Raw genomic sequence first — 21,541 nt, 5'->3', positions numbered from 1 at the left:
GTCCACTTTTTAATTTGTATTATTTAACCCACTTATACTATCTTGTAAAGGTTCGAAAAGTACAACTAACCATCAGTCGGAGATGAAGTAATCCCTGATTAATGGAAGGTTTCTTTTAAAAGGACTTTTTTTCTTTACCTCTATTTACTTTGTTATAGAAAAGAATTCCGCTTAATAGTAATAATACCCCGAAACTAAACGTCTTAATATCAGCAGTTCCTGCAATAATCACCCAAATAGAATAAATGGATGCAATCAATCCAATAACAAAGTCTACTCTTCTCGCTTTTAGAGAGTCATATGTTTCACCAGAGATAACCAATTTTAATTGGAAGAAAGACGAGATTAAATAAGGAACAAGATAACTTAGTGTTGCAATATAAATAACAAAATCAAATGCCTGCGAAATACTTCTTGAAATAGTGGAGAAAATAAATAATTGTCCTAAAAGATTGGTAACAATTAAAGAGAATGTTGGTATTCCCTTTTTATTTTCTTTTAAGAAGGCAGGAATGAATATACCTTGTTTTGCGGCTGCATAAGGTACTTCTGCGCTTAACATAATCCAACCAATTGTCGACCCAAATAAACTAATTAAGCCGATCGCTGCAAGTACTTTACCAGCAATTGGTCCTAATACAGCTTCAATCGCATCAATTAAAGGTTTTTGAGAAGCAATTAACTGATCTTGTGACAGAATTCCCATTACAAGTGTGCTGATTCCAATGTAAATCGCTAAAGCAATTAACAAACCAAAAATCGTTGCTTTTTTCACATCTGATTGTTTTTTTGCTCTCGAAGCAAATACAACGGCAGACTCCACACCGATAAATGCCCATAAAGTTGTAATTGCTGCACTGTTAATTTGTCCAAATAGTCCAACAGAGTTTCCAGCTGCATTTATTTTCGGTTCCACAAACGGAAGGATGTTACTTTTCTCAAAAGCGAATAAAGCAATGATAATAAATAACATAAATCCAATTACTTTGGCAGAAGTAGCCAATATGTTCAATCTGCCGGCATTTTCTAATCCGTTTAAGATGATGAAATGAGTTCCCCACAATAAGATTGTACACACAAGGAAGGTTAACGCATTTCCTACATATAATGTGAAAGAACCAACATCTAGTAAAACTGCTTCACTTGTTAAAACGGGGAAAAAGGTTGATAAATAGCCGGCAAAAGTAGTAATAATAGCGATATTACCAGCAAGGTTTCCGATCCAGTAGCCCCATGTAGACATAAAACCAGCTAAAGTCGATTTCTTTGATCCTGGTTTAAATAGCTCTTTTGCATAAATTTGTGGACCGCCGGTTAAATTTGGCTTGCGAATCGCCAAATTACCAAATACTAATGCGGTAACTAACACACCGAAACCTGTTAATAGCCAAGCAAGGATTACCCCAGCTGGACTTGCTACTTCTGCTAATGAACGAGGAAGCATAAAGATTCCTGATCCAACCATATTTCCAACGACTAAGGATATTAATACCCCTAATCCTAATTTCCCTTTCGTACTCATTGTTGTCTCCTTTATGATGTATTTGCTCATGTTTGACATAGGAGATTTACTTTGAAGCCTTATATCTAAATACAATAAAATGTATTTTTATTATTTCCAAGGCATAAAAAAACACACCTCTAAAATGGTGTGAAGTTAGAAAACACCATCAGATAAAAAGGATAGTTCATCATAGTAAGATCCTATGACAGTCCTGCACCTATTCGTATGCAGTCCCAGCTACTATTATCAGAGAATAATAGTGCTTCGGCGATTTTTCCTTTCAAAAACAATCAATAAGCTCTCTGGCTCTCCCTTTTATTACTTATAAAAATCGCGACCTCTACCTCATCTTGAGCTGATAAGGATTTTTGTTATGAAATTATATGTACTAGGTTACGAGATATACTTATGATTGTCAATGGATATATAAATAGAGAGAACTATTGTTAAATTCAAAATTATTGAATCTAAACTTATACATTTTAGAACAAGCTTTCTATAAATAGTTATTTACCTATTATTTTTTCCCAAATTATAGTTCTTCGAAACAAAACCAGCTCTGTTTTTTTGAACAGAGCTGGTTTTGTGTAAACTTATAAAGTTGTAATAATCGGTTTATCTTTGGTAATAATGACAGTATGCTCATATTGGGCAACAAAGCTTTTTTCTTTAGTAGAGAATGTCCATCCATCATTTTTCTCATACACTTCTTCAGAACCTGTTGATATAAATGGTTCAAAAGCGATAACCATTCCCTCACGAAGTAATTCCGTATCCCATGAATCGAAATAATTAAGAATATGATCTGGCTTTTCGTGAAGGGATGTTCCAATTCCATGACCAGTCAGATTTTTGATTACTGTAAACCCGTTCTTCTTAGCTGTGTTGTACACAAATTTTCCGATACGATTCTTCTTTGCTCCTGGTTTAAAACACTTAAGTCCTTCTTCGAAAGCTTCTTGTGCAACTTCGCAAAGCTTTATGAGTTTAGGATCACCATTTCCAACAACAAATGATTTTCCTGTGTCTGCAAAATAACCATTTTTACTTGCAGATACATCAATATTGACTAAATCCCCTTCTTGAATGATGCGATCTCCTGGTATACCATGAGCAACCTCATCATTTACAGATATGCAAGTATAACCTGGGAAATCGTACATATCTTGAGGAGCAGAAACTGCACCGTGTTCAGCAAATAGCTTGCCTGCTAAATCGTCTAATTCTTTCGTCGTTACTCCTGGTATTGTTTTTTTTATTAATTCCTCTCTGATAATGCTTACGACTTTTCCAATTTCTTTTAAACCGTTAATGTCTTGTTCGCTCTTTACTATCATTTAAATTCTCCTTGTATAGATCAGTTCTCGATTCTTATTCGCGTATACTATTATATGCTAAATTGAGTACTAAGTAAAAGGAATAAACCGAGATAACAACTATTCAGACATCAAGTTGAGAAGGGCAGAAAAAAATACGAGTAGCTAACCTACTCGTATTTTTTTGATCATTCCCCTTTGTATTCACCGGTATTTTTCAAAGCTTTTTCTTTTTTGACTTTGTCTTTATGAATTTTATTTGTTGCTGCGCTACCCATTTCATGAGCAAATTCTTCATTTAGCACAGCAGAATCAAATCCTTTTTTATTCTTTTGTTGTGGGTCTGATTTTTTATTTTTCTTGGCCATTTTGAACCCTCCTTTTATCCTCTTTATTATGGAGAAGGAAGAGTTAAAATATGCATTTATTTCCCTACTATTACTTGGTACGTTTGTTTTGATAATATCTTGATCTATCTGTCTCCTTTTTCTTTAGTAAAGCATCTTCTTCCAATAGAGGTAAGAAAGTCTTATAACTATTTGAATTAATCCACATATCATTTATCCCTTCTACATAGCATGTACAAGAAAGGATGTGGGGGAGGTGGATGTTCAGTATAACAATACTGCTTATTTATATAATATTAGCGTTTACATTATCTGCGCCGATTGGTCCAGTAAATTCTGCGAGAATTGATAAAGGAATTAAAAATGGTTTTTGGCATGCTTGGATTGTTGGCTTTGGGTCTATGCTTGCTGATGGGCTATTTATGGGAATGGTTTATATGAGAATGGTTCATTTCCTTGAAATAGATATCGTTCAAATATTCCTATGGCTTTTTGGTGGATTTATTTTAATTTATACTGGAATGGAGAGTGTAATTGGTGCTCAAAACCTCAAGCTTGATTCGCTTAGGGGAAAAGATTCTTTATTTAAATGCTTTTTAACCGGGTTCGTAATGTTTATAACTAGCCCGCTATCTATTTTATTTTGGCTAGGAATATATGGATCTGTTCTAGCTAAAACTGCTTAAGAAAATGGGACTAGTTCCTTGTTGATTTATAGTAGCATGATTTTTCTTGGGCTTACTTTATGGGATTTAATTGTAGCAGCCTTAACAAATGGTTTCAGGGGCTTATTACACTCGCAACATTGAGAGGAATTTCGATTATTTCTGGTGTTTCGTTAGTTTTATTTGGCTTGTATTTTGGCTATCAGGGAATTATGAAATTATTCTTTTCTTCTTAATAAAGGGTTGTTTTCGTAAAGTTTGTTGCTATACTTGCAGCCGAAATACGCTTCGCTTTCTGTGGGACTCGCGCTAATTCCCGTGGAGTCTATGTGTATTCCGGCTGCTCTATTTTTCCACCTTATTCATTTTTTTGATTAAAAAACAACCTAGTAAAAAAGGGGTCTTAGTTATATTACCTATTGCAGACTAAGTCCCCCCTTGATTCTAATCAGCTAATCCCCAAACAGACACACTCTTAGCATTTACAGGAAAGTCACCATAACCATCTTCACCAATTTTTACGCGCTCTTTTCGTGTATTCGTAAAATCAATCCACTCTTCCCCACTTCGAGCTTCACCAACAAACATTTTTTTACTACTTTCATCTTTATTGGAAATGACGACTGCACAACCGGATCTTTCTATTTTTGTTTCACCATGGCGAACCCATCCAATTACATGAGCATTATCAAAATAATCGTCTTGTGGGCCGTAGGCTTTTTTCTTGCGTACATATAATAAGGGATCTATTGCAGCTTTTTTTCCTTCAATTGAATGCTCTCCGCTAATTCCAAAATAATCTCCATAGAAAATTGTCGGATAGCCATCTTTTCGAAGTAAAATAAGACTATAGGCTATTTGCTTAAACCAATCACCTACCCAAGATTCTAACGCTTCGCCTGGCTGTGTATCATGATTATCAACAAATGTAACACAGTTAAGCGGATTTTCCTTTACTAATGTACCATCAAAAATGGTAGAAAGATCGTAGTCGCTTCCTACAATAGAAGCAGTATGCAATTTATAATGTAGTGGAACATCAAACAAATCAATTTTATAATCCATTTGTTCCAAAAATTCCTGGCATTCATTGATTTCTGCTTTCCAAAATTCTCCTACAAAATAAAAATCTTCTTTTTCTTTTAGTAAGGAAGTGGCGAATTTTTTAATGAATTCGTGGTTAATATGTTTGATTGCATCTAATCGATAACCATCACATTTCACTGTTTCATAAAGCCATTTTCCCCATGTAATCATCTCATTTTGTACAAGTTCATTATTATAATCAATATTGGCAAACATTAAATAATCGTAATTTCCAAATTCATCATCTACATTTGTATTCCACATCTTATTGTCACCGATAATTCTAAAGACCCCTGCTTTTTTTTCTTTGTTATCATAATCTGTACCGTTAAAATATTGAAAATTCCACTTGAATGGTGAATACGTTTCTCCTCTTCCAGGGAAAGTAAATTTCGTCCATGCTTCTATATCATGCGGCTCAGAAATTTCTTCTTCTCTGTTTTCAGGATTTACTTCAATCGCTTTAAATGTTTCTTTTTCATCTGCAGCAGCCTTATGATTCATAACTACGTCGACATATACTTGTATTCCAACATTATGACATGCTTTTATTGCTTCTAATAATTCCTTTTTTGTTCCATACTTTGTCCGAACGGCTCCCTTTTGATCGAACTCTCCTAAATCATAAACATCATAAACACCATAACCATTGTCGTCTTTGGAAGCCCCTTTCGTAACAGGTGGAATCCAAACGGAATCAATTCCCGCTTCTTTCAATTCTCCTGCTTGCTCTTTCAAACGATTCCAATGTTGTCCATCTGCATCTAAATGCCATTCAAAATATTGCATCAATGTTTTGTTCTCCATTTATCTTGTCTCCTACTCCAAATAATTTGTAGCTTTTCTCACATAATGATGGATAAGCTTTGTATGAAGTAATACTACCCACTATTCTCTCTTTTCAAGCGTACTTAAGAAATTGTATGGGGCGATTAGTCGATAATAATAATCGATTGTTGTTTTCATATAATTTTTAGTAAGTAAGCAGTCTAAATGAAAAAACATAAAGAAAACTAACCATCATTGTGATTCTCATCCTCAATGATGGTTAGTTTTACTTCTCGGATCTTTACATGCAGTAAGACCTCCACCTAGATTCCTTGACTTTTCGCAGCTCGCAGTTGGACCATACTATCCGTTAATAGTGTCATTAATATTTTAATAATGAAATTGTGCGATTAATTTTTTTAAATGGTCAGCTGTCTCAGCAAGGCTGCTTGCTGAAGCGTGCACTTCTTCGAATGATGCTAGCTGTTCCTCGGTAGATGCAGATATTTCTTCTGATAATTCAGCATTTTGCTTACTAAATAAAATTAATGCTTCAAAGGTTTGGGCAAGTATTTTAATATGTTTATAAACCTCCTCAGAGGAAATAGTGACATCCTCGATAAAAGGTGCTGTTTCATTCATGCTAGTAGATATAGCGTTGAATTTCTTTTTGACAGAAGACATAATTGATAGTCCTCCATCGACTTGCTTATGTACGATATTCATCCTGTTGATCGTAGAGTGTGTATCAGATTGAATTCCTTTAACTAAATGTTCAATTTCCGTTGCGGAATGATGGGTAGTCTCTGCTAATTTTCTAATTTCCTCTGCTACGACAGAAAAACCTTTTCCACTTTCTCCTGCTCTTGCTGCTTCAATCGCAGCATTTAATGCTAATAAATTTGTCTGGTTAGCTATAGAGCTTATTAATTGAATAATTGCTTCCACTTCTTTGGAACGCTTATTTAGTTCATCTATTTGTTTATCTGATTTAACGACAGAATCAACAATTAATTGCATTTGTTCCTCTGCCTGATTAATAGCTAGTTCGCCTTCCTTTGCTTTCTCCACCGTCATGGAACCTAACTTAGATAAGTACAGGGAATTTTCTCTTATTAATCCCGTTCTTTCTGTAATATCTTTTAATTTTGTTGTATTTGTTTCAATTTGTTGTTTTTGATGATCTGCTTTTGATGCAATTTCCTGTGTAACAGACACTAAATCTTCTACCACTTTTGTTGAGGAAGAAGAACTTGCGGTAAGATTATCGCTTGATGCAGCAACTTGAGTGATGCTTTTTTCCATATGTATGATTAGTTGCTTTAAATTTTCTTGCATTTGTTGAAAAGATTTTGTTAGATGACCAATTTCGTCTGTCCTTCTAACTTCCATTTGCTGTGTTAAATCGCCCTTCCCAACAAGACCCGCTTTTTCTCTTAGTAGATTCAACGGTTTAAGAATGGATTGGATGTTAAAATAAATAAGAATAGAACCGATGCAAAGAAATACAAAAATAGCCAAGAAGGATGCTTTTAAAATTGGTGAGGAAGCATTAGAAACCTCATTTGAATACATGGATCCGGCAATCTTCCATCCAGTAAGATTATTGGTGAGATAAGTAAGTTTTTTCTCTTTGTTATCCAGGGTATATGTAAAAGTACCATTCTCTTTAAGTTTCATCTGTTGAATATAGTTTTCTGTGCCGATTTCACCGATTTTTTCTGTTGGATGTGCCATATAAGCATTATTTTTGTCTATAAGAAATACATATCCTTCTTTTCCTATTGTGATATTGTTCACAATTGTTTGTATAGAACTAAGTTTGATTTTTAAACCGACTACCTTGTCTCCATCCTCTGTACTTCCAGCAATTGTAACGACCATTTCATTTGTACTCGCAGATATATATGGATCAGAAATATAAATTTCATCTGGCCTTTCCTCTGCTCTGATAAACCATTCACTTGCTGTTGGATCATAATTGTCTGCTACTTTTCCTTCTGGCTTCTGAACATATTTTCCTTTTTTCGTGGCATAAAATATGCTGTCAATATCATCATAAAAATATTGATAGTTTTCAAGGGTAGCATTAATAAAATCATCTGATACAGCGTTATTTATATCTCCCCAATCTTTTCGAAGCTTGTCCACTTGCTTCATCTTCGTTGAGAGCTCTGTCGTAATATTCTCATCTAATTGTTTTATCTGTTGGTAAGCATTGTCCATTATTTCTTGCTCTAGTTGATTTTTTGAATTGAAATAAGAAAAGATACCAATGAAAATAGTGGGAATAAACAGTAGAAGAAAAAAGCTAGTGTATAATCTCTTTTTAATCGTTATTCTGTTCTGAAATAGGTCGAATTTTTTTCTCATTTTCGATTAATAGCTCCTTTATGTATGAAAGTAGGACTTATTTATTATAATGGAATTTTTTCCACCTATAACGAAAAGAGGAAATTTGTCATAAATACGCCTTAATTAATAGGAAAAAAGACCTTACTTTCTCTAATGTTCAAAGTGAAAGTAAGGTCTTTTCCTAGTTAAATTATTTGTTTTTTTGAAATTCCTCTTTGATTTCTGCCAATAATTCTTTATTTGTAAGGATTTCTAGGCCTGTAAGTGCCATAGATTTTGCTCCTAGAATCATCGCATCTCTTCCTTGATCTGTCATCGCAGCTTCTCTGAATTCATGTGTATGGCAAGCATATGCTTCATTACAGATTTTCACGTATGGATGAATGGAAGGAACTACTTGACTTACATTTCCCATATCAAGAGAACCTGACCCATCTCGTTGTTCGTGAATATCAGTTTCTTCTACTCCTAAAGAGATAAGCTGCTTGGTAAATACAGCAGATAAAGTCTGATTAGTAATCATATCATCATAGGAGAATTCATAAAAACTAGATTTAACCGTAGCTCCTGTTTGCAGTGCAGCACCTTCTGCACATTGTTTGACTTTTTTTACTAATATATTTACATCTTCTCTTTTCCCAGCTCGCACATAAAACTGTGCTACGGCATAATCAGGCACAATATTTGCAGCTTTTCCGCCTTCTGTGATGACACCATGAATACGGGCATCAGGCTTTATATGCTGTCTTAAAGCATTGATACTATTAAATGTGTGTAATACAGCATCTAGGGCATTAATACCTAAGTGAGGGCTTGCAGCAGCATGTGCTGACTTTCCAAAAAATTCAAACTGGATAGCATCCATTGCAAGGGAATCACCACTCTTCAAATAATTGTCTAGTGGGTGAACCATCATCGCTACATCTAATTCTTCGAAAATTCCTGCTTCCGCCATTGTTACTTTCCCGCCTTTTGTTTCTTCAGCAGGTGTTCCGTACACAATAACTTTTCCTCCTGTTTCTGAAAGAACTTTGCTAAGACCAATTCCAGCAGCTATCCCCATTGTTCCGATTATGTTGTAGTTTGATTTTAAGTATTTTCTTCTTGTTTACTCTTAGTGTAATAAATAGCATACTTTTTTCGTTCTATTTCAAATTAGTTTAAATGGTGTTTCAAAGTTTTTCGATGTATTTCTGACTATTTTCTTATATTGCGTGGTCATTGCGTGGTCAACGTGGTCAAACTCCGCTTTGATCACATTTTTTTATTATTGTTTTCTGTTGCAACTCATTCCAACTCCTGCCATACATCATAGCATGTTGTTTAGTTAGCGATGAATTTTTATACATTTGTTTAACTGGTAGTTTCATATGACATATAAAAGCCGGTTGCAACTCTTTCCCTGCTCTTACAGATATGATGGCATGGTGAGCCGGCAACTTAACTGCTTGCTCAAGTGGAATAGTCTCTTCGAATCTATGTTTAGAAAGTTCAAATGTCTTCATATGGTCATTCATGAATAGAAATTGTTGCACTCCTCCACCTTGTAAATTTTCTTGCAACGATTGCGGCAGTTTATTCCAATGGTGAAATGCGTACAGGGAACCGAAGCGCTCCTTTCTTCCTTCTGTGCCTATTCTACCCATTAATTTTGTAAGGCCATCTGTTGCGTATTGTTCTGGCTCATTAAATACCATAAAACAACCATTCTTTTGATCTTCCTTTCTCATTAACATCCTAGTCATAAATGCCTTTAAGGTCACCCAGTGAACTAATGTTTTAGTTGCAAGTTCTCCTAATTTACGATTAGGAATACGGATAATAATTACTTTCCCCTCTTTCATCCATTTTTCAAAATCAACCTCTTTCTTTGGTGGTTGAGCAAAGATATCGAATAGAGTATCATTACCAAAAAACATATCAAGTCGATTTAAGATAGGGTCTGCTTTTCCTCCTAGTTCTTCATTAGTTCCCCAATTTATTAAGTCATTTGCTAACCGTACATTTCCATCTTTCAGGAGTTTTTCAATGGTATCTAAACGGAAGTCTTCGCTTTCGATTAGCATTTTAATATTATATAAAGAACCGCCACTTGCTTTCGCTGCTTCTCGTAAATATCTTTGTGTTCTTGACAATCCTTCGATATTCATGAAATCAATCATCTCATCTGCAAATCTTGAAGCTCCTTTCTTCCCTAACTTGGCTATTACCTCTGTCAAATCCATCGGAATGATCCAATCTTCATTACTTAAGTCTAAATCAATTATTTTATCTGGCGGCAAGGCATCTCTAATACCATCGGCCATCCCTCGTTCGCCTTCTTCTACAATAGTTTCTGGAATAATAGCAGATATACCACGATATAAACATCCATCTACTACCCAATTTTTTATAGCGGTATCTTTTCCGGCACCTTGGCCACCAATAAATACATAACCTCGGTAAAAAGCATCGGGATTAGACATACTCATAGTTACTGGTATCTTTTCGCCTTTCACTTCCGCTATTCCCAATGGAATACCTTCTGGATCACGTAACACCTTTGGTATTTCAACTTCTACTCTTTTCTTAGTGCTTAACTCATCAGCATACTTTCTTTGCAGTTCGTTTCCTGGCATTTGTAAAGCTAATTTGCTCATTTCATCTGTTGATATCAAGTTAACATCCGCATCCAACTTTGTACGACGTGATAACGAAAGAGTATTTAACTCTTCTATTACCTGTAGTCTTTTTCCGTTTATTTTTACTTTTATCCCTTGCAATTCGTTATTTTCTGCTATATCACTTAATGACAGTGATAAAGTCTCGCTAAGAGTTTCTCTAATTAATTTATCATTGCTGTGGGCTGCGACTCTTATCCTCGATTTAAACACCGGTAAGTTTATTTTTTCATTACTTGCTCCGCTTAATCTCCGAGTATTAATTTCGTCTTCTAAGCTATATCCCTTCTTTATTACTTTTTGCTTTTCGAAGTTTTTCTCACTTTTAAAAAAGATATTGCTGAACGCTTGAAAAAAATCCGTAATAATATCATTAATTTCATTAATTAATCCTGTTACACCCGTTTTGATTGTTGGTATTGCTTTTTTAACACTTATATTCGCTCTTTGGGGTACCTTGCCTTTCTGCAGTTTTTCGTGTGCCCATTGTGCATTTTTAACCCATTTCTGCCTATTTTCTACTTCGTTACATATGCTTAACCTAGCTATATCGCCATCATAATGCAGTTCATCTATAGTCGCTAATATAGAATTAATAGGTGTCTGGCTTTCGTTTGTATTAGTATTTAAAGAAAAGATATCGTGTTTTAAATATTTCAGTTCCTGGACTATAGTATTATCTTCAGGTATTTGCAAATCAGATAAATATGCTTCTTGAAACGTAACAGCCATCTTATTTTCTAATTTCCTTTTTAACTTCTCTGCTTGATATTCTGATGTAGAAACATAAAATTCAATTTTCTTTTGCCCTTTCTCTTGCTTAACCACTACATCAAACCAAAAATAGTCTTTTTCCCTATAAGTAAATTTTAGTCCGTTCCTTTCTAATCGAGATCCTGACTTCTCATACATTTCATACATTTTGTGTATAGCTCTCCAAAGCCGCTTGTTATTATTGGTTACATTAGCATGCGGTATAATTTTATATATTGATAGGGAATTCTTATGAATTTGAAAAAAATCTTGCCAATTAATCCTTTTAATTTTCTTTCTTGTAATAGGTTTCTTATCTTGAACGATTAACCACCCCCTATTTCGTATGGAAGGTAGCTTAGGATCATATACCACAGGTAAATTACTGGATATCCTTTTGATTTCTCCCATCTATACACCTCCTAGTATACAAATAGCAATTATAGTAGCAACCGCCCATAATCCAATTGGTTTGATAATTGATTGAGAACTTGTAAATGAACAAATTACAATACATATTGCACATAAGATCGTTGAATATCCCATAATTTCAGGAAGGTTAGCTACTATCCAGTGACCTAACGAAATCATGCTATCTTGTATAAAATCCCAAAAGGGGTTAAATACATATTCGGTTTCTTTTCCAATTACATAATCAGCAAATCCCTGAAACTTTTCATGAGCTTTTTCCAAAAGCGATGGATTAGTTACTTCTTTCATCCCACTTGCTGTTAATAAAAATTTCACTCTAAAACCCCCTAAATCCCTCTTAAAAAATCGCGAATATCAATCGCATGTCGAGCTAATATATAACCACAAGAGACACCTAATAAGATTTCAATTGCTTTGGTTCGGTGCCCCATTCCCCATGCTGCTCCAGCAAAAATAATTACTAAGACTACACCAGCATCGAACATATTCATAATAGCTCCATGGACATTTCCGAAAGTAGCATCAGCAGTAGAAGCTAAAGCTAATTTGGGTGTCAGTAAGAAAACAACAGGTAAAGTGGTTGAAAAAGATTTGCGTAAAGTTGAATAGTCCCTATCCCTTTTCTCCTTATATGAACCATCCATAAAATCTTTAAAGTTAATGGTTTCCATCGTGATTACTCCCTTCAAATTAGGACATAATAAAGATAAATAAAGACATGAGGTGATTAAATGTTTGTGGCAGCCGCTTTAATTGGATATGCAATTGGGTTGATGGTAAATTCATTGTTAGGATAGAAATCTAATTAGGTCTCTTTTTTAATTGCTGCAGTCGTTCCGATGCGGAAAGTGGTTTGTTTGTTAATGGAGTATTAGTTGGGTTATTTTCTATATCTGAAAGTATTAATTGTTTAACATAACCACTAAAATTTTTCTTTGTTCTAATATGATTAAGAATCAAAATATCCTTTTCAACAGTATTATTAAAAGCAACAGGTTTAGAAAAACGATTTTTTTCCATATATCCTCCTGTACAGGCATTTTTCTCATATGATAAGCATATAGCTATATAGCGAGCACCGCTAATTAGCTTTTCACCTCAGATGAAGCTATTTGCAACTCCTTTTTTCTTCTGCTTTTCCTCTCCTTGAACTTGAACCATGACAAGATTTCCTTCTTTATCTTTCTGAATTAACCGTTTCACATACTTTGAAAATACTCCTTTTGTATTAGCAAAATCGTTCAATTCCTTCTCAAATGGATCCAATAGATTAAATGAAACTGGCCTTACTTTGCGCTCATCCATAAATCTCACACGCTAGTTCATAACACCCTACAGCGTTCGCATAAACAGGTTGTAATATTTTCATACTGTTACCTACTCTTATTTTAGGTTGTATTAAGTCAATTTCTCTAAAATATTGCGCTAAGTTTTCTTTTAAATTAGATGATATTCCTCCACACAGTTTGACTTTATCAGTCTTTTTCCAACGCTTAACAGAACATTGCGCTTTTATAGCTTCAGCAAGATCGTTAACATCGTATTTTTCCTCGCTGTTTGCTCCAAATAATAAGGTGAAACTTTCTAAGTCAATAAATTCTCCATCTATGATTGTGGCAGCATTAACGGTTCCGCTACCTACATCAATTATTCTTTCGTGGTGACTTGTTTGATTTATAGCCCAATAAGAAACTGCTCCTTCTGGTGCAACTGAAACATTATTTATATTGAAAGTTTTAGTATGCCCATTCACTAATATAGAGTGTTTCCCTTTTATCATTTCAATAATTTTTTCCTTATCTTGTTTGTGTTTTACAATTGGTTGATTAACTACCAAATCTAATTGAGTATCATCTGTAAAACGATGCAAAGCTATTAAAACGCGTATTAATGCATCTTTGTGCGCTTTGGTATCACCAGCCATTCTCCGCTTAAATAATGACTCTTTTAAAGCTAATCTGCATGCAAATCCTTTCTCTTTATTAAACTCATACATGATATCCTCTTGATCTAACTTCTTTTCAATACTTAGTTCTCTGTACTCTCCTAAACAAGACAACATTTTAAACGCTCCGTCTTTTGTGATTAGCTTCGTTTCATACGCACCTGGATCTATTCCTACTATCATATAAACTCTCCCTTCTGTATTACATCCGTAATACCAACTCTCTCTAATTTGCTTTCTTGTGTTACGGTTGTAATACATATATATGGGCGAATTATCTATTAATGCGCGTCCATTCAAAAATTACTTTAATTTTTTTTAGTATTTTTATAAAAGGATTAAACAATAGTTTATCGAATTAATACTATAAATATAATTGTGGAGGGGTAAATCATGGAGAGTCGAATAAAAGGATTAATAGAACTATCTAAATATAACCGACAACAAATAATGGATATAATGAAAGTGTCGGAAACAACATTATCTAATTGGAGTACAGGTAAAAGTGTACCTTCCTTAAAAAAAGCTTTTAAATTAGCTAGGTTATTAGGAGTAACAGTGGAGGAATTATATAATTATACTGACGAAGACGAGTAAAAAGCGTGGTTAGATGTTAACCACGCTTTAATGAACACTACTTTCGAACTGTTCAATGGTTACTTAATATCATCAACATCAATATCATCAATATCAGAGTTGTCTAAAAACTCTCTCCAATCCATTGCATCATTAATTTCATCATTCTGTTCACGTTCTGAAAGTGCGTCAAATTCTTCTTCCGTCATATCTAATGCCACTTCATAACTTCCGCGCAAAGTTAAAGAACCTTTTACTTTAATCATTTTTAATTCCTCCAATTTGTTATTTATTTACTGCACAATTGTTATCTACTTCTTATTTTTCAACTTCTTCTCATATCTAACAACTACCTCACAAGATTTACAGTAATACGTAACTGCTTTTCTATTTGGGTATTCATTGCTGCACCTTTTACAAATCTTCTTTTCCATATAAATCGCCTGCTTCTTGTTACTAATTAATTTCCCATTCTACAACAATTTCATCACCTTCATAAAACGGACCGTAATTTCGCAATCCCCACTCTATTTCGGTTGATACTCTGTTTTTAAATTCCTCTTTATCCGAGATACTTTCCCACTCTTGCTCATTAACATGTACTGTTATATTGCCGGATACGTCATAATCAATCTTTTCAATAGTTGTTTCCGTTTGTTCTATAATACTATCAAGAAATCTTTCTACTTGATTATTTAGAAAATCAACTCTTTCTTGAGTTACTGCATTTGTTTCAACTGATTCTTGTTTCTTATCTTGAAAATAAAAAAACAACATAACCGCCACCGTCAGCGATAAAATTAAAACAATCATCCATTTAATTTTCCTTTTCATCTCTATTACCTTCCTTTTCTAATCGTCATCCCAAAAGTATTTTGGACTTACTCCTAATCCATCTTTACATATTTTCTCATACATTTCTACCGTTAATTTCCTTTTTCCGTTTAATAATAGGTGAAAAGTCTGATAATTCATGTTTAGTTTGTTTTCTGCGATGTGTTTTGCGATTAATCCATTGTTTTCGATATATGATTTTATTTTTTCTTGTATACTCATCTAATCACCTTTGCTTCTTGATATCTATATTATACCATAAATTATATAAAAACAACAATAAAAATTATATAAAATATAATACCAAGTGTGATAAAAAACACTTTCTATCATATTATCCAATATGTTACAATATATTCGCATCCCCCAAAGATGCATAGCAACTCGTTGCGCTCACTCACTCACCGTGACGAGTTGCTATTATGGGGATGTCTCCAATAAAAAAAGCCTACCTCGAAATGAGATAGGCTGTTAGTTATTTTACTCTTATTTTTTGGTTAGGATAAATAAGGTTAATGTTTTTGATTTGCTGATTCAACTTTTTGATGTTCGCGACTGTTGTCTTTTCTTTAGCTGCGATTCCTGATACAGTATCCCCGCTTTTTACATAATAAAACTCTTCATTAACATTTTCCGATGGATTAATCCAGTTGCCAGGAACTCCTTTTTTGGATGTTACGTTAACCATACCTTGTGATTCATTGAATACATAGTATGTCCCAGCTTTAACAGTAGCTTTTTTGTTTTTCTTTGATTTTGCATCAGCTGCGTTTACGTATCCAGGAACAGATGAAACTACAATATAAGTTTCAACCGTTTCTTTTTGTTCATTAGATTTAACTTCTTTTTTAGGCTCTTCTTTTTCTTCTGCTACATCACTCAAGAAAAGCTCCATCTCTTTTGCTCTGCGTTTAACTAATCCAGCTAACACTTTATCACCGGACTTATTCCAACGCGGAAGTTCTGCAGCAGCTTTTTTGTAATCACCTTCATTAAGGTATTTCAACAAGTCGCTGCGTTGTAATGCTCCAGCTCCGCAATTATACGTAAATGATACAAGCGCATCAAATTGATTTTGTGTAAGTTTTACCTTAACCATTTGATTAACAGCCTTTACAAAACTTCCACAATCTTGTTTTAGTAACTGTTCGGCACGTTCTTTCGTAATAACCGCATTCTCTTTTACATCAGATCCATAATGGCCATATCCGATTGTGTAGTATTTTTCTGTAGATACAGCTTTGTAAGCTTTTAACCGCAATCCTTCAAATGATTTGATTAAGTCTAAACCTTTTTGTGATAATTCCATTCTCACTCACTCCTTAAAAAATAAGAAGCAGCCGAAGCTACTTCTTTAATGTTGTTTTAACTCCGCTATATAATCCAGCTGCAGATAATCCGATAATCAATCCATAAACAATTCCTGTTTGTACATCAACGTTTAAATAAAACACACCGACTGGAATACCTAAAATAACAGCTAATAATGGGCTTAATTTAGAAGATAACCCTAAACCCTTAGCTAGCTCTACAACGCCGATAATAACCGCAATAAACACCGCTACTGTTAATTCTTCCATCTTCAACACTCCTTATTTTGTAAATGCTTCAAACAACAAAAAAAGCAATCCGCCAGCTCCAAATATCGCACTCACTACGATAGATATCACTGACCATAATTGCTTTTGTGTGTACCTTTTTTGTTGTCTTTCAAATTTCGAGTCCTCCGAGTCTTTCTTTAACACATGATTAAGAAGTTGCTGACTCATTTCTTGTTGTTTACTACTTTCTTTTAAAACAGTAGTTTCAATGTTACTAAGTTGATACTTTACATCGCTATTAAACTTCTCTTGCTCTTTTCGATACAACTCTTGTTCTTTCCGATATAGCTCTTGTTCCTTCCGATACATCTCCAAAGACTCTACGCGTTCATCTAGATTATCAACCTTCTCATGCAACGGAACAGCCTCCCCAGTCATTGTCACACCCCCCATAGATAGTTAATATATAATTTAATTTTCATCAGATATAAGTATTATATCTTTGATGTTTATGCGAGCATGAATGTTTTTTCCGACTAATACAGTAGATACACTTTGGTCGTTAAGCAATTTATTCATCTCAACAGGATCATAATTTTCTATTTCTGTCTCATACTCATTCCCGTTATGGAGAAAAACTTTAACTTTGTCCATTTTGATTACCTCCTAACGCTTTATCTGTATAGTGAATATTTGATTTATCTACAAATATATCGGATTCAGCAGCTTTAATTAGCTCGTCTGCTACTATTGTAACATTGAGGATTACTGGCATGTTACCAGCTAGTAACTTTATTAAGCGTTTTCTTATGTTTCTCATTAATAATCTCCCCCTCCATGGCCACTTATAAAGAATTGCGTATAAATTTGTGCGTTAATTCTTCCTCTTGCGTTAGGTAGTATTTCGATTGTGTGCCAACCTCTTGTTACACGTCCGTCACTTTCTTTGGAAAGATAAGGTATTAGGTCCACATCATCGGCATTAACGCTGTGAATGGTATGTGTATTACCATCTATTTTAATTGTTACTGACGTTGGTAGTGTGCTAAGTTTATAGATGCCAAAGTTAATCGCATGTGTATGGTTAGGAAGCGTGATATCATGTGTGTGCGCTGGTACAGATACATCATGTGTGTGTGCAGGTGTAGAAACACTGTGCGTATGTGCTGGCACGTTGAAATCGTGTGTGTGTGCAGGTACAGATACACTATGCGAGTGGTTTCCGCTCGAACCCCTGGTGTACAGAGATGTCGCAATTGTTCCTCCAAACACCACCCTTGCTGTAGCGCCTCCGCTCGAACTAGCGTTTGCAAAAAACTCTCTATCGTTACTTTCATCATGTGTTACAGAACTACCACCCTTAAACATCAGATGATAATGATCTCCACCTGCTGCAGACGTTTGCGTAGTCCCACCTCCGCTCGAAGTAGATGTGCTTACACCGCCACCGCTTGAACTCGTTTGTGTTGATGCTCCACCACTTGAAGTGGATTGTACAGTAGCGCCACCGCTTGATGTTGATGAAACGATAGCGCCTCCACCTTCTATTGCTCGTTCGTATGCACGGAAATTGTCTGTTTTATAGCTAAGCACCGCTTTATTTAATCTTACCGTTTCTTCCGGTATAAATATTTGTATTTCAGCAGGATTTTCATTATCAGCGTTATCGTTATAACTGTATGTTAATAGATTCGTATATCCATCTGTATTTAATTCGTTAATCTGCTGCCTACGCTCGAGATCAGTTGAAGTAGTAGCAATATCATCGGTTAAATTACCTAACTCTAATGATACGTTCCATTCTTCTTTTTTGATGTCGCTTCTACTTTCTTTGACGATACGTACATCCGTTACCGGGAAATCATCTAAATGCAACCTAACCACTGCACCCTCTCGGAATTTATCTTTTGATAATCCTGTTATTTTGGATAGTTCTGCAGCGGTTGTTTTCCATTTGATGATTGGTTCTTTCCACTTAACAAGTAACGATTCAGCAGCGGCTTTTAAAGCTGTGTCATTTGTATATCTTTTATCTACCCATACATACTCTCTAACGCCATACAACGCTATTGATTCAGTATCTTCTACGTATGGAATGTTATTGTTCACTTTCTTGATTGTAAGTTGATTTACACCCTCTCCGTATCCTAAAGGATATATGCGATTATAGATACCCATTGGATTTTCTTCTACGGATAAATCAATAAGGTTGTAACCTTCTCTAATTTCGCATGTTGGTGTAGTTTCTAAGTTTACTAGGTTTAATGTCCACGGATAAGACTGTGTGTCCCATGTCCATTTCATTTCTACATCGAACGGATTAGGTATGCTAAAGATAGCAGATAAAAGATTAGTATTCTCAAAATTGTAAGAGAAATATCGAGTAGTTTCTACATCTCCCAATTTCCAATGCTTCACTATCTGCATATCCAATAACAATTCTATATTTTGGCGTGTAGTTAAGTTTGTCGTTTGCTCGAAACCAAATATTTGTTTGTCTAGTAACGTTGCTAATACATGCTCTAATTCATATGTTACCTCGTTAGTAGACGCGTTTTTGACGGTTGTTTTCGGCACGATACGGAACAATCCTACATATTCGTTAACTTCTTCACCTTCACTGTTTATATAATCGTCAACTATCTCCACGAACGATAAAGGTGTGCAATATTTGTTCTTCGGATCGTTTAAAGGCAGAGAAAAAGATGCACTCCATAATTGGTTGTGCACCTTTTCGTATGATATATTATAAGCGTTTTGTAAAACCGCCGTTTGCTGCAATTGGAGATTTTTTGTTTTTATCATGTTTAACCTCCTTGTGATAAAAGAAAAAGGACTCTCCGCTATGGAATAATCCTTCGATTAATTATTTTTTGTTACCGCACAATAGCATCCAACCCTGCGATATAATCGACACGATATTCCGTTTCTTTCGGAATTTCTTCTGTAGTAGCATTAAACTCCACTCCGCTTTGGCTGACCGCTTTGAACACGGAATTAAAATCCGGAAACTCCACTAAGCGAACCTTGCCGTATTTAACCGTTTTGGTTTCGTTCAACTCAACGAACGGGTCTTCCGCTGTTCCTGCGCGTTTAATTAAATAAACCGGATCAATATTCTGGTGAAATATTCCCATACATTCGCCCTACCTTCTTAAGAAATTAGAACATTTTGAAAGGAAACAGTTCCCCATTTTCTTCCGAAATGCAAAAAGCCATTACGAAATTCTGAATCGTTAACAGTGATGGTTGCGTCGTTTGTACTAAACGTTATTGATGTTGCGCTAACTGTAACGGTGAAGTTTTTCGTTGCTCCGTCGGTCAGATTGCCTATTTCCGCCGAAATCGCTAGCGACGTACCTACTCCGCTTTTCACTTTATAAATCGAAATACCTTTCGGACTAAACAGCAAATGATACCCGTTTGACAATGTCGTTTTGTTATCGTCGAAGTAGTCAATCGGCGTGCAAATCGCAATACTTCCCCATCCGTTAGCCCTTTCGATAAAGCTTGCGTTTAGAGTCATCGTAAAGGTATCCGGCAATTCACCCGCCCAACCTTGTAGCACGAAATCCCTGTCTTCACTTTTCGTTAAGAAGCCCCAGCGATAATCACTCGTAAATCCTCCGCGGTATTCTGCGTAGTGTGGAATAAATCCGCTGCTAAATACTCTTTCGGAAAACGGCGCATCTTTTCTCGTCGGATAATTATTTGATACGTAAAAAGGATCGTCGCTAAATACTCCGAATGCTCCAAGCGCAATATACTTTTTCGCTAAATATTGATGATTTACGGTATATACCAAAACCTTAATTCCAGCATTATTCAGCATACTTACGTATGAATCACTTACGCTCGTACTGCAGCCGACGTATTTAATGTTATTGTCGAGTAATGCTTCGGTATCTGTTACGTTGTCGCTTAGTAGCAATAAATCGAATCCGCGGTCATTAATCGCATTCAATTCCGTTTGGCTGAACGACTGAATCAATACGTGTCCCTGCAGGCGATAAGCTTCCGCCATGTTCGCTATTGCCTCGGCGCTTCTTCTGTCCTTCGATTCGATTGCGTAATTAACTTTATTACCGAACGTCTGAAACACTTCTTCCAAATAAGCGATTGGCTGCGCTGGGTAATTCGGCAATAACCCGTCAACTTTCATTGACCGCACATACGGAGGATTGAGGTATTGAATTCGATCGGTTCCTCGGTTGTTAATGCCGGTTACTCGAATGACTTCTTCGTCATGAATAACGCATAACGAACCCGTTCTATCCTGCCGAATATCTAATTCGATAAACAGCGCTCCGTTTAACTTGCTCATCTTAAATGCTTCGAGCGTATTCTCCGGATATAAAAAAGAACTCCCCCTGTGCGCTAAATACTGCGGAGAAGTTAGTTCGCTTATTTTCGTTGTTCCTTCGATCTTACCCAAAATATTCGCCAACTGTGCGGTAAAGGAATCTTCTTTTGTATCCAAACGTTCCTTTAATGTAGCGAATACATTGTTATGAGAGTCTACTCTTGCTTGTGCCGCTTCTACGCTTGAATCACCTTCGATAACAACTTGATTAAATTGTTCTTGTACAGAATCTGCTTTCGTTTTTGCTGCATTTGCTGTTGCTACCGCTTCATCTGCTTTCGCGTCTGAAATTTGAGAAGTAGTTAATGCTTCATTTGCATTATCAATCGCATCGTTTATTTTTGGATATCCTACTCTAAGCGTGTCTGTAGGTAATAATTTTTGTGCATCAGCCAT

The 21,541-nt window shown here is 35.3% G+C and carries 23 protein-coding genes, 2 pseudogenes and 1 riboswitch; of the genes and pseudogenes, 2 read left to right on the top strand and 23 right to left on the bottom strand.

Annotated features, from left to right (window positions below; translation table 11 throughout):
* Nucleotides 1–115: 115 nt before the first annotated feature.
* From NKG37_RS20155 to NKG37_RS20145, 3 genes are all read right to left on the bottom strand, one after another.
* Entirely contained in the window at nt 116–1,522 is a 1,407-nt protein-coding gene (locus tag NKG37_RS20155; RefSeq protein WP_169188609.1) for an amino acid permease, read from the bottom strand.
* Nucleotides 1,523–1,676: 154 nt separating this feature from the next.
* Nucleotides 1,677–1,855, bottom strand: a riboswitch (Lysine riboswitch).
* A 242-nt stretch (nt 1,856–2,097) separates the two neighbouring features.
* Nucleotides 2,098–2,841, bottom strand: a complete 744-nt coding sequence (gene map, locus NKG37_RS20150; RefSeq protein WP_224428201.1) for a type I methionyl aminopeptidase — start codon at nt 2,839–2,841, stop codon at nt 2,098–2,100.
* Nucleotides 2,842–3,008: 167 nt separating this feature from the next.
* Nucleotides 3,009–3,188: a hypothetical protein gene (locus NKG37_RS20145; protein WP_169188607.1), complete on the bottom strand. Its 180-nt coding sequence runs from the start codon at nt 3,186–3,188 to the stop codon at nt 3,009–3,011.
* Between the two features lie 248 nt (nt 3,189–3,436).
* Between NKG37_RS20145 and NKG37_RS20140 the strand changes: the two are divergent.
* Nucleotides 3,437–4,068, top strand: a pseudogene (locus NKG37_RS20140) (LysE family transporter).
* 208 nt (nt 4,069–4,276) lie between these two features.
* Here the strand turns inward: NKG37_RS20140 and NKG37_RS20135 are convergent.
* The 9 genes and pseudogenes from NKG37_RS20135 to NKG37_RS20095 form a co-directional block, all read right to left on the bottom strand.
* Nucleotides 4,277–5,725 carry an alpha-amylase gene (locus tag NKG37_RS20135; protein WP_254415245.1) on the bottom strand — a complete coding sequence of 483 codons (1,449 nt, stop codon included), beginning with the start codon at nt 5,723–5,725 and terminating at the stop codon, nt 4,277–4,279.
* 351 nt (nt 5,726–6,076) lie between these two features.
* Nucleotides 6,077–8,059, bottom strand: coding sequence for a methyl-accepting chemotaxis protein (locus NKG37_RS20130; protein ID WP_254415244.1), 1,983 nt, complete (start codon nt 8,057–8,059; stop codon nt 6,077–6,079).
* Nucleotides 8,060–8,231: 172 nt separating this feature from the next.
* Nucleotides 8,232–9,122, bottom strand: a pseudogene (locus tag NKG37_RS20125) (peptidase dimerization domain-containing protein); the annotation flags it as partial.
* A gap of 157 nt (nt 9,123–9,279) precedes the next feature.
* On the bottom strand, nt 9,280–11,865 hold the full coding sequence (locus tag NKG37_RS20120; protein WP_254415243.1) for an ATP-binding protein: 2,586 nt from the start codon (nt 11,863–11,865) through the stop codon (nt 9,280–9,282).
* A complete protein-coding gene (locus tag NKG37_RS20115) occupies nt 11,866–12,201 on the bottom strand; it encodes a hypothetical protein (protein ID WP_254415242.1) in 336 nt (111 codons plus the stop codon). It abuts the gene before it with no gap.
* Nucleotides 12,202–12,212: 11 nt separating this feature from the next.
* On the bottom strand, nt 12,213–12,557 hold the full coding sequence (locus tag NKG37_RS20110; RefSeq protein ID WP_254415241.1) for a glycosyltransferase: 345 nt from the start codon (nt 12,555–12,557) through the stop codon (nt 12,213–12,215).
* Between the two features lie 130 nt (nt 12,558–12,687).
* A complete protein-coding gene (locus NKG37_RS20105; RefSeq protein WP_254415240.1) occupies nt 12,688–12,906 on the bottom strand; it encodes a hypothetical protein in 219 nt (72 codons plus the stop codon).
* A gap of 78 nt (nt 12,907–12,984) precedes the next feature.
* On the bottom strand, nt 12,985–13,191 hold the full coding sequence (locus NKG37_RS20100; protein ID WP_254415239.1) for a hypothetical protein: 207 nt from the start codon (nt 13,189–13,191) through the stop codon (nt 12,985–12,987).
* Nucleotides 13,184–14,014: a ParM/StbA family protein gene (locus tag NKG37_RS20095; protein ID WP_254415238.1), complete on the bottom strand. Its 831-nt coding sequence runs from the start codon at nt 14,012–14,014 to the stop codon at nt 13,184–13,186. The genes NKG37_RS20100 and NKG37_RS20095 overlap by 8 nt, the downstream gene beginning before the upstream one ends.
* A gap of 210 nt (nt 14,015–14,224) precedes the next feature.
* Between NKG37_RS20095 and NKG37_RS20090 the strand changes: the two genes are divergently transcribed.
* Complete coding sequence (locus tag NKG37_RS20090; protein ID WP_254415237.1) at nt 14,225–14,428, top strand: helix-turn-helix transcriptional regulator; 204 nt, start codon at nt 14,225–14,227, stop codon at nt 14,426–14,428.
* Nucleotides 14,429–14,487: 59 nt separating this feature from the next.
* Here the strand turns inward: NKG37_RS20090 and NKG37_RS20085 are convergent, their stop codons facing one another.
* The 11 genes from NKG37_RS20085 to NKG37_RS20035 form a co-directional block, all read right to left on the bottom strand.
* Entirely contained in the window at nt 14,488–14,673 is a 186-nt protein-coding gene (locus NKG37_RS20085) for a hypothetical protein (protein WP_254415236.1), read from the bottom strand.
* 190 nt (nt 14,674–14,863) lie between these two features.
* Nucleotides 14,864–15,241: a hypothetical protein gene (locus NKG37_RS20080; protein WP_254415235.1), complete on the bottom strand. Its 378-nt coding sequence runs from the start codon at nt 15,239–15,241 to the stop codon at nt 14,864–14,866.
* 18 nt (nt 15,242–15,259) lie between these two features.
* The gene (locus NKG37_RS20075) at nt 15,260–15,463 is read right to left on the bottom strand and encodes a helix-turn-helix domain-containing protein (RefSeq protein ID WP_254415234.1); all 204 of its coding nucleotides are present in this window, start codon (nt 15,461–15,463) and stop codon (nt 15,260–15,262) included.
* Nucleotides 15,464–15,716: 253 nt separating this feature from the next.
* Nucleotides 15,717–16,550 carry a glycoside hydrolase family protein gene (locus tag NKG37_RS20070; protein ID WP_254415233.1) on the bottom strand — a complete coding sequence of 278 codons (834 nt, stop codon included), beginning with the start codon at nt 16,548–16,550 and terminating at the stop codon, nt 15,717–15,719.
* A 37-nt stretch (nt 16,551–16,587) separates the two neighbouring features.
* Complete coding sequence (locus tag NKG37_RS20065) at nt 16,588–16,821, bottom strand: transposase (protein WP_254415232.1); 234 nt, start codon at nt 16,819–16,821, stop codon at nt 16,588–16,590.
* 12 nt (nt 16,822–16,833) lie between these two features.
* Nucleotides 16,834–17,220, bottom strand: coding sequence for a hypothetical protein (locus NKG37_RS20060; RefSeq protein ID WP_254415231.1), 387 nt, complete (start codon nt 17,218–17,220; stop codon nt 16,834–16,836).
* Nucleotides 17,221–17,253: 33 nt separating this feature from the next.
* Nucleotides 17,254–17,436 carry a hypothetical protein gene (locus NKG37_RS20055; RefSeq protein ID WP_254415230.1) on the bottom strand — a complete coding sequence of 61 codons (183 nt, stop codon included), beginning with the start codon at nt 17,434–17,436 and terminating at the stop codon, nt 17,254–17,256.
* Entirely contained in the window at nt 17,423–17,602 is a 180-nt protein-coding gene (locus tag NKG37_RS20050; protein WP_254415229.1) for a hypothetical protein, read from the bottom strand. The genes NKG37_RS20055 and NKG37_RS20050 overlap by 14 nt, the downstream gene beginning before the upstream one ends.
* A complete protein-coding gene (locus NKG37_RS20045) occupies nt 17,602–19,587 on the bottom strand; it encodes a phage tail protein (RefSeq protein ID WP_254415228.1) in 1,986 nt (661 codons plus the stop codon). The genes NKG37_RS20050 and NKG37_RS20045 overlap by 1 nt, the downstream gene beginning before the upstream one ends.
* Before the next feature lie 71 nt (nt 19,588–19,658).
* Entirely contained in the window at nt 19,659–19,919 is a 261-nt protein-coding gene (locus NKG37_RS20040; RefSeq protein WP_254415227.1) for a hypothetical protein, read from the bottom strand.
* A 17-nt stretch (nt 19,920–19,936) separates the two neighbouring features.
* Nucleotides 19,937–21,541, bottom strand: a complete 1,605-nt coding sequence (locus NKG37_RS20035) for a glycerophosphodiester phosphodiesterase (RefSeq protein WP_254415226.1) — start codon at nt 21,539–21,541, stop codon at nt 19,937–19,939.

It is taken from the genome of Niallia sp. RD1, from assembly GCF_024219955.1.
GTDB classification, from domain to species: domain Bacteria; phylum Bacillota; class Bacilli; order Bacillales; family Cytobacillaceae; genus Niallia; species Niallia alba.
The sequence above is the reverse complement of the archived record's forward strand: the minus strand, read 5'-3'. Positions and strand labels throughout refer to the sequence as shown.